The organism is Aliikangiella sp. G2MR2-5, assembly GCF_015687155.1.
GTDB lineage: Bacteria > Pseudomonadota > Gammaproteobacteria > Enterobacterales > Kangiellaceae > Aliikangiella.
Genome location: NZ_JADPQF010000001.1, coordinates 611330 through 626239, shown reverse-complemented (window position 1 = coordinate 626239; position 14910 = coordinate 611330). Strand labels below are relative to the sequence as shown.

The following is a 14910-nucleotide window of genomic DNA, read 5'->3' as shown; positions in this document are numbered from 1 at the left end:
AACAACCTGTTCAAAAAAGATTTTGGCACGGTGTCGAATAATACAGAAAGAGTGTGACAAAAAAAATGTGAGGATTACGCTTTTAGGTATTGATATTTATTTTTTTGAACTTTTATCACATTTTGGGATTATCGTTTCTAATTAATAAAGGAAAAAGCGCCTCATAACGAGGCGCTCAAAACAAATTCCACTACGTAATTATGACTAATGAATTGGTTCAGGTCCTCCATCTCGGAAACTCCAATCCTTACTATTTCGTAAAAACTCTCTTGCTTCTGAAGCTGGCGCATTATAATAAATATTATCTGCGTCAAGTGAAACATTACTCTGAATTCCAGGTAGCTGACTCCAACCAATTAACGCATTTGAATAGTTTTCCGTAGAAAGTCCCGAACCAGTAAAAATTTGCCTCATAGAAGTTACGGACGAGACATTCCATGAACTAAGATCGCCATCAAATACAGTAGAATAGAAGAAAGCTCCTTCCATATCAGTAACAGAAGACACATCCCAACGACTAATATCTCCATTAAAGGATTTCGCGGCATTAAATGTGTATCTCATGTTGGTTACAGAAGATACGTCCCATTCGCTTATATCTGTATTAAAAGAGTCCATTCCTGCGAGCATATATTCCATGTTCTGTATTGAAGATACATCCCATCGACTAATATCTCCATTGAAAGTGTGAGTTCTTGAAAGCATTGATTCAGCATTTTCGACGGAAGACAAGTCCCAATTACCCAGGTATCCATTAAACTGATTTCCTGATTTCAGAGTGGAAGAAAAGGTTCTAGACAAATTTGTAGCTTCTCTTAAGTCTAAAGCATCGCTCCCAGAAAACACCAGGTTTTCCGCGCCGAAAAAAGCCCCTCCATTATTACCTAATCTCAGTGCTCCCCAGTGCTGAACTTCAATAATTTTTTCTTCATCACCCTCATTGTTAAACCTGAATCCGTCAATGTCGCCACGAATAACTACCGTGTAGGTTCCTGCTTCAGCGTAGGTATGAGTTAGTTCTGCTTGATCCCATTGGATAATATTGTCAGACGTACCGTCTCCCCAATCAACTGTGAAGTCATAGAAACCTGTTTCTTCTAGCGGCAGCGTAATCTGGTTATCATCACTCACTCCAGGGTTATCTGTCTTCCAAACAGAAATGAAATCCCCATGTTCTTTGGTCGTGATACTAAAGAATCCCCAACTCTCGCCAATAGTCAATTTTGCAGTAGTCGTAATATTATAATCATCTCCAGCTAGAGCCCTTACCCTCACTTCCTGTCCGTTATTGATAAAGCCATTTTGAGCGGTCCATTCTCCTCTATCGAGCTGGTATTCCCCGTTTTCAATACTGATGGGAGTTGAATCGCCAATATTGTTAATTTCGACGATGTGAGTTTGTAGTCTGGCATTCAGCGCTGCACCAGTAAAACCTTCAAAGTTGTACATGCCCTCAGTTGTAACACTAAACACAGCTTCAACATCACCAACAGTTAAAGTTGCTTCGCTTGTTGTTTCCGGTTGAGCGGATGCGGTTAACCGGACCACTACAGACTGACCATTGCTAATGGTGCCAGCTACGCTAGTAAAATCCCCACCATCGATAGCATATTCGCCCCCAGAAATATTTACGGGCGCAGTATCTGTAATTCCGGAAATCGTAACACTGTTAGATTCAACCGATGATTCTGGAGAAACTTCCGTTTGCGGTATAAATGAAAAAGCATTCGGCGTCGTGTCATTTTTGGTCGTTACTATAAATATACCACTGACACCGCCAATCATTACCGTAGCTTCAATGTCCGTAGCAAAATTCTCAGAAGCCGTAACACGGAGCTGAATGGTTTGACCGCTATCAATACTCCCCGAGCCACTGGTATAGTTTCCACCATCAATTGAGTATTCACCACCAGAAATGCTGACGCTAACTGCTTCATCAACACCCGAAATAGTCACAGACTCTGATTCAACCACAGAAGATACTTCAGCGTTAGTTACCTCTGCAAAGCTAAAAGCATTCGGTGTCAAATCTTTCTGCAAAGGCGGAGCACTGCTTCCACCACCACAGGCAATAGTTAATGAGAGAAGAATCGATGCGCTCAGGGAAAACACGTATTTGCTAAACACTTTCATATTGTTTCCTTTGGGACCAGGCTTTGGCGGCTGGATCAATTTATTTCAGTAAGTTTATTTAGATAAACAGGAGATTACACAGGAAGGCGCTGACCGAGTGTCCAAGTCAAATACAAACAAAAAATCCAAAAAATGAAACTCTTCCCTAAATCTCATATACTCGATTAATATTAAAATTGGAGACTCAATTGGCAATCAATTGGTCTCAACTCTTGACGTCACTATACGAGCAAAAACAAAATCGTCGAAATTCTAGAAAGAATCTCGATTAACTTCAAGGGAACTAAATCACAATTCAAGAATTATTTGTTCTTTAGTGTAGCTTTTATCTCAAGAAGCTCTGCATTTGCGTCAATAAGCATCGCATTTATCTCAAAAAACTAATTAGTAAACCCTGAGTTCGCCTAGCTTGAACCTTTACTCACAGTACACCAATTGAGCACTCGACTCTCTCCAGGCGTTTACAATGTAAAACCGAACAATAAATACTCAAATATGATTATTTCAATCAATATTTAATCATGCTAGCCTGCGATTACTCATAAGAAAACCTGATATACAATGAGAACAACTTTTATAGTAACAATCATCTTTCTATTAGTTGTGGCAGGATGTACCGAGGAGAGTAACGAAAACATGCTGAAGCCAATGATGAACAAGCCTGAAGAAAAAACCTATGTCATTGCATCTCCATTGGAAGGAAAGCTACTTAAGGATGGTATTCCTCTTGCCAATGTCAAACTAAAACGAAAGCTAACCTGGAACGCCAATCAGGAAGGCGTTTTTCAGGAGTACAGGAGTGACTCTGAAGGAAACTTCTCACTTCCGCTTCACCAGGATTCCTTCAAAATGAGTTCAATTACCGAGTTTGTAGCGCAACAAAAAGTCTGGGTAATAGAAGATGGAGAAGAAGATCTAATTTGGCTTTCAACTAATAGAAATGGAAAGCTTTACGGCGAAACCGCTGATAAAAATATTGGCATAGTCACTTGTGAGCTATCCAATGAATTTGAAAGAGTGTTTGGAGAGAATCAAAGCCTGTTAGGTACTAAATGTCGTTGGAAATCCATTAAATTACAGGAGTGACAAATGGCTGAGTTAAACCCTTCTATCGCGGCAAGTCTGGCATCAGAAATTTATGATGTGCAAGATAACGATGCTTTTCAATTATTCCTGGCTAGAGGAATTTTTTCAAAAAAAATATCTCACAAGTCAAAATTGACAGCCACTGTGGGTGGTCGATTAATCAATAAAGCAAAAGATGGATTTGGACTCTGCGCAATGGGAGATGGGGCAAAACATAAAGGTGATGCTTTTTTTATTTTTCGTGGAACAACTATGGCCAATAATAAAGCTGATGTAATCAGTGATGCAAGAATTGGCACTCAGTTTTCCAAGACAGGAACTCAGGTACATATTGGTTTCAACGAAGTCTTTAAGAGTATGCTGCAGGAAATCAGGCAGTTTATTAAAGACAATAGTGGTGAACTTAAAGGAATGATTCACTGCGTAGGACATAGTCTGGGTGGAGCCGTCGCGACGTTAGCTGCAGACTGGTTAAAGTCAAATACAGGACGTACTGTAAAACTCTATACTTTTGGGCAACCGCGGACAGGGCTCGCCCTTTTTAACTGGAAACTCACATCCAAGCTAACTGCAGGGAATATTCATCGCGTATTCCACTCTACCGATCCGGTACCTATGGTACCGATCTTTCCTTACTTGCATAGTCCGACGCCTGGTGACGGCCATTATATTCACTCGGAAAATAAAATCATCTCCGGTGAAGCTCATAAAATGGCGGGATATATAAAATCAGTTAAAAATATGAGCTGGACGGGTTTACAGCGTCGGGCGCCAGTGTTTAATCACGAGCAGGCAATAGTCGAGCTTTTAGAATCGAAAGTCGGATTAAACCCGGAAAATCCAAAAACCTGGGCCTGGCTTGATGCAGCTCTAATATTTGTAATTAAAAAGGTTGTTGGTAATGCAATCTCACTAATACACTCGGGTATAGTCGGTATACATACTCTAGCCGACCGTATCGCCTGGATATTAGAGAAAGGCATTCATCTAGCCGAAAGCGTGAGCTATTATGTAAAACTTTTCATTAAGAAAATCATGCAAGTATTGGGTATGCGTCCAGTAGAAGATAGTAAGAAACTTACTCGTTCTTTTCTACAAGGATTACTGCGTATGCTTATTCATCGCTCTCATGAGCTGGCCAAAAAAGCTTTTCGTAACCTCTAGTTCATCCAATCCAGTTTAAATATGGCGCTCTATAAGAACTTAAGCGCCATTCCTTTATTAATCAACCCTCACTTTGGCCAAAAGTACTGAGTAAGGTGAAAAGCAAGCAGAAAAGCAACAGCTGCCCATATAAGAAGCAGCGCATACACTATCAAAACTGCCAAGCGAGGCCTACCTGAGGCCTTTATTTCTTCAACAAACTCTGTTACCCGGCTATTCAGGAAAGCCATAACCATTTTTCCTAACAGGCAAGAATTGAAAATTGCTCATAAAGATTATTGAGCAAAATATTAAAATACTCCAGGTAAATCCAATCTAATGGTTAGGACCTAAATTGATTTTTCCAAATCTCCCATCGCCACAAGTATTTTCCTTTCTCCTTTGAAGGGTAGCCGTGCATGGGCAATTATTCGATTATCTACCATTAACAGATCCCCTTTTTGCCAATTAAACTTCACACAGTTGCGGACACAAGCGTCGTATAGCTCATTCGCGATTTCATCGCTAATTATACTTCCATCGCCAAACCTTACATTCCGAGGCAATCCCTCCTCACCAAATAATTCAATCAATGACTCTCTTTCTGAATGATTAAGAAAATTGGGATGATGAAGTTGAATTTGATTAAAGAATATATCCTCTCCAGTTACAGGATGTTTTTTGATTGCATCTACTCGCTTCGATATTTTTAAACGACCAAATTCCCCCCATTCAACCTGCATATTTTCTGCTTGACACGCCAGCTCCACGTCGGCTTTTGATTCTGTCTTAAAGAAATCTTGCCAGCTAACATCCAGACCCGGGATGAAATTTCTAATATAGAGCAGTCCATGCTGCTTGCATTTAGCAAGAAACTCTTGCGGAAGCTCTTTGTACAAGACTCGACAGTCTACGATTGGCGTTTCTCCACCAGTGTGAGATGGTGTAACACAAGCAAAAAACTGCTTTGTTGGCCATTGATTTAAGTGTGAACTTTCGTTATGGAAGTAAATTGTTTTATCTTCTGGATATGGAGTCGAACCGTAGATCACATCAGTTCCACTCTCTTCCGGAAGATCTGCGTAATTTCCGATAAGTTGGTTGCAAGCTTGCGCGGCAAACCTTTCAAACCGTTCTTTTTCAGCTAACCTGAATCCTCTAAAAAGAAGGGCTCCCTTTTGTAATAGCTGCTCTTCTACAAAGCCCCTATTTCGTTCTAGCCAGTCATAAATATCCGCAGAATCACTATCGCCGGAAACAACCGCAGGATAATCATATCCTTCCAACGAAAAAACGTTAATTGGCTCTTCCAGATCAATTGTAAAAGATTCAACTGAATCCGCCTCCGTCTCACTATCTATATTAAGTGTTTGTTGGCTGTTCAAATTACACCTCGATTATTAAATATAGTTAATTTATCGCTTCATATTGACTGCCCATAGTGTTTAGACTGATATGAAATTCAGATTAAAGCGCAAAAATGAGCAGTATACTTCTAGTATTCCCTTCTATTATTCATAGCGGAGAGCGTGTATAGGTTCCAGTTTAAGTACCTTTCGAACCGGATTAGCGACAGCAATTACAATGGTCAAACTAATCGCTAGTGGAACCAGAATAAAAATCATCGCCGAAAAGCTCACTAGTTCAGATTGAATAAGCATGTTTAGCAAGCCGATACCTACTGGAATTCCGACCAGAAGGCCTGTAATTAATTGAATGGCCCCCTGTTTAAGGAAGTGAACATGTATCTCTTGGTTATCTGCGCCCAAAGCTCTTCGTACACCTATTTCTTGAGTCTTCTGAGTCACCGTATATGCCATAACGCCATAGATTCCACTAAACGCGAGAATCATCGATGCAATCGCAAAGAGGATAAATAATCGACTGATAAAATTAATGTCTGCTACTGCACGTTCATGATTGCGTTCCATAGTAAGAACATTAAATAAGGGAGCGTTAGGCTCCACTTCAAACGCAACCCTTCGAAGCGTTTCTCTCAGTAAGTTAGGATCATTCGCCGTTTTAATAACAACACTCATTGCCCTTTCAGGATTTTGTTGCAAATTGACAAATACACTGGGTCTTTCGATGTTATAGCTGTAAGGCCACCCATGGGTAACGTCATTAACCACCCCAACAATCGTATACCAATCACTCCCACTACGAGCCAACTTAATACGCTTTCCTAGGGCTGGTTCTCCATTCATATACTTTTTAATAAAGTTCTGGCTTACGATTGCAACTAAAGGTGTGTCGGCTCGATCCTGCTCGCTAAATGTACGCCCTTCAAAGAGCTTAATCTCTACAGTACTAAAGTAATCATTAGAGACTGTTACGATTTCTGGTCTTGGATACTTGGGATCTTTTCCATAATCAACACCTTCAACTTCGAATTGCTCAACCCTTGCCCAGGTTATAGGTACCATACGCGTAAAAGAAACATCGTCAACGCCAGGTTGTTTCTCCAGTTCTTGCTCTAATTTTTGGAAAAAGCTTAGACGTCTCTCATCTGTTCTATAATCTGAACGATTAAGCGAAACTTCAGCTGTTAAATAGCCATCCAGTCTAATCCCATAGTCCGTATGATTTTTTTCTATCACAGAAAGAGCAACCGAGGTTGCAATGAGCAGGAGCGCACTTGATAGAGCAACTTCGGATATCACAATTAGCTTACTAAGCCTACCGGATTGAAAGCTCTGCGCTCCTCGAGTACCATCTCTTAAGATCGAGCTGACATCTCCTTTTGTAGCTTTTATAGCCGGTAATAAGCCGGTAATAACTGCCGTTGCAACGGTCATAAATATTGCTGCCAGATAGCTTTCAAGAGTTAGTTCAAACCTCCACCAATAAGGAGGTTCGCTACCTAAAAACATACTTTTTAACGCAGTCAAACTACCTTCCAGGCTAAGGCTTACTATCATCAGAGACAGTACACCAGAAATCAGACAAATTAGTACTGCCTCCATCATAACCTGAGTTACCAGCACTCCTCGAGTAGCTCCCATCGCAGTCCTTATTGCAGACTCTTTACTTTTCTCGAGAGCTCTCGATAACAGCAAATTTCCTGTATTGATACAGGCCAGGAGTAAAACTAGTCCAACGCATAATTGCATTGCAAGAATAAGAGTATCGGTGGTCATAGCTGCCAACTTTTGAAAAGTCGTTACGATAACCGATTCACCTTCGTTTAATTCGGGATATTCCAGCGCAATTTGTTCCATAATCTGCACCAAATCAGCTTCAGCTTGTTCATCGCTAACTCCTTCCTTGAGTCGTCCGTAAACAGAAGCGTAAGGTACATTACTCCTATTAATCCCCTGGGTCGTCATGTCAAATGGCGCCCAAATTTTAGCGTAGTCAGGAAAACGGTATGTAGCCGGCATCACTCCGACAATAGTGAAGGGTTTGTTTTCAATTCGCAGTTCTTTACCGAGAACATCATCCGCGCCCCCATACAAGTTATCCCAAATATGTTCACCAATTACTACAACTGGAGCTGCACCGGGTAACATATCATCTTGATTAATCACTCTACCTTTCAATGGTCTTGCATTAGATACCTCAAAGAAAGGAGGATTAACGTAAAACACCCTGTCTCTAAAGGAGCGATCACTTGACACTAAATTTCTACGACGATTGTAGTATGTATCAAAAACGTCAAACGTTGTTTGAGACTTTGCCATATCCTGGTAATCGGAAAGTCTAAAGCTCAAGAATTGGTTTGTGGAAGTGATCGGCTGCAGCTTTCTTACTCTCTCACCTTGATCAAAAGGCAAAGGTGCAGAAAGGGTATTATAAAGAAAGCTGAACATATAAATTGACAAAGACAACCCTGAAGTCATTACAAAGATCGCCAATAACGAGAATCGAAAATTTCGTCTCATCGATCTAAAAGTCACTTTTAAATCTGCAAAAAAATTCATTTTCGGCTCCTTAGGCAACGGTGGCTTCGGTTGCTAACTCTTTCTCAGATTGTTCTGTTTTTTTGGGTCTGGACAGGGATGAATCAGCCACAACTCTACCGTCAAATATTTCGACACTTCTCTTGGCTCGTTTTACTCCACGTGGATCATGAGTTACCATACATATAGTTGCCCCCTCGCCATGCAACTGATCGAGCAAACTCATTACTTGCTCAGCATTCTTTGAGTCAAGATTTCCTGTTGGCTCGTCAGCAAGAATAATTGACGGATTTCCAACTACAGCTCTTGCGACAGCTACCCTTTGCTGTTGCCCACCTGACAATTGTGAAGGATAATGTTTTCTTCTGTGAGCCATATCAACTTTTTCCAGAGCATTAGCAACCATTGATTCTCTTTCAGCTTTTGACAACTCTTTTCTATAGGTCAGCGGTAACTCGACATTTTCCTCTACTGTTAAATCACTTATTAGGTTAAACGATTGAAAAACAAAACCAACTTCCTTTTTACGAACATCAGCTCGTTGCTTTGCATCCAATTCACAAACATCAGTGCCATTCAAAATAAACGAACCGCCACTAGGCGTATCGAGCAATCCCAAAATTGAAAGAAGCGTCGACTTTCCACAGCCTGATGGTCCAGATATACAAACATATTCTCCGCTTTTTATTTCAAGATCGATATCGCTCAAAGCATGAGTATCAACCTCTTCTGTAGAAAACACTTTCTTTAATTTCTTTAAACTAATTAACGCACTCATGATTTGCTCCTATTGTTCTAATTTATGGCTATCTTTTTGTAATTTTCAAAGCTACTTATTTCGGAAACTATAATTTTGTCGCCTTCCTCTAGTCCTTCAAGTATTTCTATATCTATGCTCGATGAGACACCAAACTGAATATTAATCTTCTCTGCAACGCTTTGGTTATCATTCAACCGAAAAACAGACATCCTCTGATTAGATTGGGAAAATGCTGGTCGCCGTACAAATAAAGTATCAGGTTTTTCATCAATGAATATTTCTCCGTTGATGGAAAGATCAGGGCGGGCTTCAACAGGTAATTGACTAGTCAACTCAACGTCAACTTGTACGACCCCTTCCACGACAGCAGGATCTACTCGAATAATCTTTCCTTCAATTTTGCTGGTTCTTGTATCAACTATAACTTTTTTACCAACCTGAACCTGCAATGCATTAAATTCGGGTACCCTTAGTTCAGCGATCAGGTCATCTTGTTTAGCAAGCTTAGCAATATTATCTCCTATAGCTAGGCGCTGTCCTAAATCGATAGGCATGGCCTGCAATACGCCATCGACAGGAGACAATATTTTAAGTGATTCTAATTGGAATTTTGCCCGCTCCAATTCATTCTTAAGCCTGCTCAATCGAGCCAGTTGAGCTTCAAATTCTGCGTCTAAGGTTAACCTGAGCTGTTCGGTTCTTGCCTTGTCCATTTCGAGAGTCTTTTTGAGCTGTTCAACAGTAAGCTTTCTGGATTGAAAATCAAGCATCGATACAGTAGCATTTCCTTTTCTTATAAGTTCTTCTTCAGCAGATGCGCGTATACTTTCCTTGTTATACTCCATCTGATTGTTCAGTGCCGTAGCTTCCATATCAAGAATTCGTGTGGAATGTCTTTCTTTAAGAGCTCTGGTTTCAGCCTCCATTTCTTCGATTTGCCAATTCAGCTCTTGCACTCGTCGCTTCAACTCAGGGTTCGCCAATTCTGCAATTAGCTGTCCTGCCTTTACAAAGGCACCAGGTTTGACAATGATACTCTCCACCTTGCCTTCTACATTGCTGGCAACCCACTGAATATCTCTAGGAACCAAAGTACCTGGTGCAGAAACCTTTACAGCAAGATCTCCACGTCGAACTTGTGCGGTAATAAATGAATTTGATTCTACTGAGTGAACGGCAAAATCGATAACATTACTTACCAAAACACCTACACTTAAAATTAAACCTGTGCAAACTATCAAAAACGTTCTCTTTTTGTAGAATGGCTGTGATGTTTTGGGCTTAACAAAATCCATACACTTTCCTTAATTTAACTTTCAACTTTTCTTTATTATTTTATAGACACATAAAGCCTTAACTGTATACGTCACCTTTTCCGGACAGCTCAAATCAATTCCCCATTGAAACAAGAATCTTCCTTTCTCCTTCAAACGGTTTTCTTCCGTGTGCTACGCGATAGTTGTCAAGAAGTAAGACATCTCCTTTTTGCCAGTCAAACACTACTTCTGCTTTCCTATATGCAGCTCGAATATTTTCAGCAAACTCATCAGGAATAGATTCTCCATTCCCATAACATGTGAAATAAGGAAATTCTTCAGGGGCAAACGCGTTAGACATGTATTCGAAGTATTGTTTGGGCAAACTTGAGGAATGCCAGAATACTATGTGATTAAGCCAGAGTGGCAAATCACTATTAGGATGATTGGTTACAGCACTCCTTAAATGAATTGTTCTGAGCAAATCAGATTTGATTACTTGCAATTCAACATCGCGCTTTTCGCATTCCCTTTTTATTTCATCAACATCAGTCGTCCCAAAGCCCGATTCTACATTTGGCCCAAATCCCATTCCATAATTTCTAATAAGTTTCCATCCGTTATTATTATAAAAAGCAGAAATTATCTCAGAATCAATATAATCGAATACCCGATTTACGTCTGCAATTTGAGTTTGTCCGCCTTTCACCGGTTGCTGCAAGCAGAAGAAAAGCAATTTAGAAGGAATGGAGTGCTCATAGGATAGTTCGTTGTGCAAGCTGATTTCTTGATCTGAAGGAAACTCAGTAGAAGTAGATACCTTGGACGAGATCACTTTTCTAGGAGTTGCTCCACCTAGATAGGGTGTAACCTCCTCTAAGACAGTTTGAATAACACCCTCGAAATCTTCCACATTCTCTAGTTCAAACCCCCTGAAAAGTATTGCTCCATACTCAAGTAGGTTAGCCTGAATCTGTTCCTCATTTTGCTGATAAAATGATTGCAGATTAATTGCTTCCTGCTTTGCTTCATACACTAGAGGTAGCCTGTCTTCCTCATTAAAGAAATATTGATTAACAACTTCATTAGGCAAATTTTTCAAATTCTGATGATCGTGAAGTTGTTTGTTTTCTACTATATCTTCAATCATTATCATTAACCTTATTTGTCATTCCACTCAAAACATCACACCCTGAAGTTCGTCCAGACAGCTAAAAAATCGAGACACATCTTTTTCACTGTTATACACATACGCCGATATCCTCAATACTTGGCCTTCAGAATGTTCATCCACGTAGGGCTGAGCACATAGATGCCCATTTCTACAGATAATTCCGTACGAATCACTAAGAATTCGAGCAATGTCATCCAATTCACTGAGTCCTGGTATCTGAAAACTAAGAACGGCTCCTCGATCCAGGTTCGGAGCTGAATTTATCACCCTTAAATAATCTCTTTCGAGGGCCAAATCCAGCATATGCTGCCCCATAGATTTGTCGTGGGACTCCATCGCTTCCAAGCCTAGATTCTGTATATATTCGATAGCTGCACTTAGTCCATATGCGCCAGCGATATGAGGAGTTCCCGCTTCATGCCGATGAGGTATTTTCCTCAAATCATAGGAGTCCTTTTCTACCCAGTTAACCATTCCTCCCCCCAGGTTGAGCGGCTGAAGATTGTTTAGCATTGCCTGTCGTCCAAATAAGATGCCTATTCCTGTCGGGCCCAACATCTTGTGAGCTGAAAATGTTAAGAAGTCGACTTCAAGCTGAGTTACATTAACTCTCCTATGGGGAATAGATTGAGCTGCGTCGACAAATGTAATCGCGCCGACTTCCTTTGCAGCTCTCAACATTGGCTCGATAGGTTGATAGACCCCAGTGACATTAGAGCAATGATTTATCGCTACCAGTTTTGGATTCAATTGGAGTAATTCATAATAGTGATCGAGATCCAGGCTACCGTCATTTCTGGTTCTTACGGTCAATAATTGAGCTTGTCTCATCCAGGGCAGAAAATTTGAGTGATGTGAGTCAGATGAAACCAGAATTTTGTCACCTTCATCGAACTCCAGACCATTGGCAACCAAATTAACACCTTCTGTGGTATTACGAGTAAATACTACTTCGTTTCCCGAGCATGATAAAAGCTCCGCTACAGCATAACGGCACTGCTCATAGCGATTAGATACTTCTTCCAGACTATAGCTTTTTCCGCGATGCACATTGGTCGATATTCCCAAATAGTATTCGTTGACCGCATTAACCATTGACACGGGCTTAAGCGTTGTAGCAGCATTGTCCAGATAGGTAACTTTAGTCCCATCAATCATTTTGCTTAGCGCAGGAAAGTCTTTAATAAAATCCTGTTCTTTAAAAATATTATTTATCAATTTTCATTCCTTTTACTGCTTGAAATTTGCCCGATCTTTCCGACGCAATATAGTCCACGACTTCGAGACGTATATCGACAGATTTTCCCAGTAAGCCTTTCAGATTACTGATTACAGCGTTTTCCGATTCAGCTTGATATTTCTTATTGACTATCATCTTCAATATAAACTTTTCATGTTCTATTTGTTCCAATTGATACAAGTCCAACCAATCTGGAGCGCCGATTAGTCGGTCAATTGAAAGTGGAGAATGCTGAATACCATCGCCAAGCTGGATAAAGTTACTTTCGCGACCTTCAATTACAATTGAACGATTTTTGCTTCCGCACTCACAATTACCGTGCAACTGGGTAACCATATCTCCTGTTTGGTATCTCAAATGCGGAAGCGCTCCCTGATCAATGCTGCTGATACATAGCTGAGCAAGATCGCCAGCCATAGCAGGTTCATAGTTTCGATCAAGAAGCTCGAAGAAAAAACTTTCTTCATTTAGATGTAATCGCCCAGACGGACATTGCATAGCGATCCAGCCCATTTCAGAAGATGACAGGAATTCAGCAAAATGAGTCTTTGGATAGAATTCTAAGATTTGTCTCTTGCTAACTTCTGTTGCTGCAGAGTATGAGGTAATCACCGGTATTCGAGGCGGCGTTAAACCTCTTTTCTTGTACTCCCTCAACAAAAATGCAAAGTGCGTCGGATCAACGTAAAATAAATCTGGCTTGTACTGTTCTATCTCATCAATCGCTCTATCCACAAGCTGTGGTGAAGTAGTCAATAAGTCATGGTAGACGGGTAGGACTAAAGTGCCATCCGCTAACAGCCTGTCTTGCAAAGTACTATGTGGACTAGCACACTCAACATCGGAACAGTTAGGTGCAGCATAACGACATATTTTGCGGTTTGGTTGAGTAAATACATCTTGTATATAGGGGTTGACCTGTGTACAGGTAATAGCTCTTTGCAACAAATTCATCCCAATTTCAAATGTCACAAGCCTTTCACCAGTAGTTCCAGAACTCTGGCTCTTGTTTAACATAGGGTGATTTAAGGAAAATCCTTTTGCCAAAACTCCAATTGGGAAATTTTTACGATAATCTCTTTTGTCCGTTAATGGTAATTTTTGCTGATAACTATCTTGACATAACTCGCCGGTAATAACGCCAAGCTTATCCAAAGCCTTTCGATAAAACGGGACATTCTGATAAGCATATTCTACTTCCTCCAGGAATTTATCTAGAACTGGTGATTCCATATTCATAAGGCTTTCACCTCATGTGGAGTAGTCATAGCTGTGAGAACCTTTCTATCTCCTTTGAATGTCTCTCTACCGTGACTATACATCATATTGTCAAGTAACATTACATCTCCCTTTTGCCATTCAAATGAGAACTTATTTTCTTGATAGATTTTGCAAATCTCACTAATGACGGAATCCTCTATCCTGCTTCCGTCTCCGTAAAAAGCATTTCTCGGAAGAAACTCCTCTCCTTTAGAAACGAGTAATGCTTGCTGCAGTTCTTTTCCTATCGTCGATGAATGAAATAGATGAGCCTGGTTGAACCAAAGAATCTCCCCGCTAGAGGGATGCATAGCTGTAGCCGGGAGTACTTGCTTAGTTCTTAAATCATTTTCGCCAATCCATTGATAGTCGATCCCGTTTCGTTCACAATACTGCTCGACCACTTTCTTGTCTTCAGTACAAAAAACCTCAGTCCATGGCAAATCAATATCTGAAAAATTACGTACATACTGCACACCTTTTTTGTCAAATTCTTCTCGAATTTCAGATGGTATTTCTTGATATATCACCCGGCTATCAGCAATAGGTGTCTCCCCTCCTTGTTCGGCGGGTAACAAACAGAAAAACGCAATTCTCATTGGCCAAATATTGGTATAAGCTTGTTCGTTGTGCTGTACGATCATTTTTGCCTGATGGTATTCCGTTGAAGTGTAAACATTTCCTTTCAGCTCTGTTCTTGGGGACGAACGATGACTATATGAGAGTAGCTCCTCATCGAAAATCTGACTAACCAATCGACCAAATTGACGACTACTAGTCAAGTTAAGCCCACGCAAAACAAGCGCTCCTTTTGAATCTACCCATTCATTAATGACTGAACGATTCTGTGCTATCCAATCCACTAACTTCATACCAGACAGTTCTACTGAAACAATTAGTTCTACATCATTCACTGACTGAACACATAAAGCGGAATTATTTATCATTGACATTAT

11 protein-coding genes are annotated in these 14910 nt (G+C 40.4%); 2 read left to right on the top strand and 9 right to left on the bottom strand.

The features are described 5' to 3' along the window. Positions 1 to 204 precede the first annotated feature (204 nt). Positions 205 to 2133, bottom strand: coding sequence for a BspA family leucine-rich repeat surface protein (locus tag IYN84_RS02515; RefSeq protein WP_196137585.1), 1929 nt, complete (start codon positions 2131 to 2133; stop codon positions 205 to 207). Positions 2134 to 2694: 561 nt separating this feature from the next. On the opposite strand from IYN84_RS02515, the gene IYN84_RS02510 reads away from it, so the two are divergent. Together IYN84_RS02510 and IYN84_RS02505 are read left to right on the top strand one after the other, a co-directional pair. Next, complete coding sequence (locus IYN84_RS02510; RefSeq protein ID WP_196137584.1) at positions 2695 to 3219, top strand: DUF6795 domain-containing protein; 525 nt, start codon at positions 2695 to 2697, stop codon at positions 3217 to 3219. 3 nt (positions 3220 to 3222) lie between these two features. Beyond that, positions 3223 to 4383 (top strand): lipase family protein, encoded by a 1161-nt coding sequence (locus IYN84_RS02505; protein WP_196137583.1) that lies wholly within the window; start codon positions 3223 to 3225, stop codon positions 4381 to 4383. Between the two features lie 329 nt (positions 4384 to 4712). Here IYN84_RS02505 and IYN84_RS02500 read toward each other — a convergent pair whose 3' ends face one another. From IYN84_RS02500 to IYN84_RS02465, 8 genes are all read right to left on the bottom strand, one after another. Continuing rightward, positions 4713 to 5747, bottom strand: coding sequence for a TauD/TfdA family dioxygenase (locus IYN84_RS02500; protein WP_196137582.1), 1035 nt, complete (start codon positions 5745 to 5747; stop codon positions 4713 to 4715). A gap of 126 nt (positions 5748 to 5873) precedes the next feature. Further along, complete coding sequence (locus tag IYN84_RS02495) at positions 5874 to 8285, bottom strand: ADOP family duplicated permease (RefSeq protein ID WP_196137581.1); 2412 nt, start codon at positions 8283 to 8285, stop codon at positions 5874 to 5876. Positions 8286 to 8295: 10 nt separating this feature from the next. Continuing rightward, positions 8296 to 9042, bottom strand: a complete 747-nt coding sequence (locus IYN84_RS02490; RefSeq protein WP_196137580.1) for an ABC transporter ATP-binding protein — start codon at positions 9040 to 9042, stop codon at positions 8296 to 8298. Positions 9043 to 9059: 17 nt separating this feature from the next. Further along, complete coding sequence (locus tag IYN84_RS02485; RefSeq protein ID WP_196137579.1) at positions 9060 to 10319, bottom strand: efflux RND transporter periplasmic adaptor subunit; 1260 nt, start codon at positions 10317 to 10319, stop codon at positions 9060 to 9062. A gap of 94 nt (positions 10320 to 10413) precedes the next feature. Next, a complete protein-coding gene (locus tag IYN84_RS02480) occupies positions 10414 to 11430 on the bottom strand; it encodes a TauD/TfdA family dioxygenase (RefSeq protein ID WP_196137578.1) in 1017 nt (338 codons plus the stop codon). 27 nt (positions 11431 to 11457) lie between these two features. Next, complete coding sequence (locus IYN84_RS02475) at positions 11458 to 12672, bottom strand: aminotransferase class V-fold PLP-dependent enzyme (protein ID WP_210330272.1); 1215 nt, start codon at positions 12670 to 12672, stop codon at positions 11458 to 11460. Next, positions 12662 to 13933, bottom strand: coding sequence for a phenylacetate--CoA ligase family protein (locus IYN84_RS02470; RefSeq protein ID WP_196137577.1), 1272 nt, complete (start codon positions 13931 to 13933; stop codon positions 12662 to 12664). The genes IYN84_RS02475 and IYN84_RS02470 overlap by 11 nt, the downstream gene beginning before the upstream one ends. After that, a complete protein-coding gene (locus IYN84_RS02465; RefSeq protein WP_196137576.1) occupies positions 13930 to 14907 on the bottom strand; it encodes a TauD/TfdA family dioxygenase in 978 nt (325 codons plus the stop codon). Before IYN84_RS02465 ends, IYN84_RS02470 begins: the two co-directional genes overlap by 4 nt. Between the last annotated feature and the right edge of the window lie 3 nt (positions 14908 to 14910).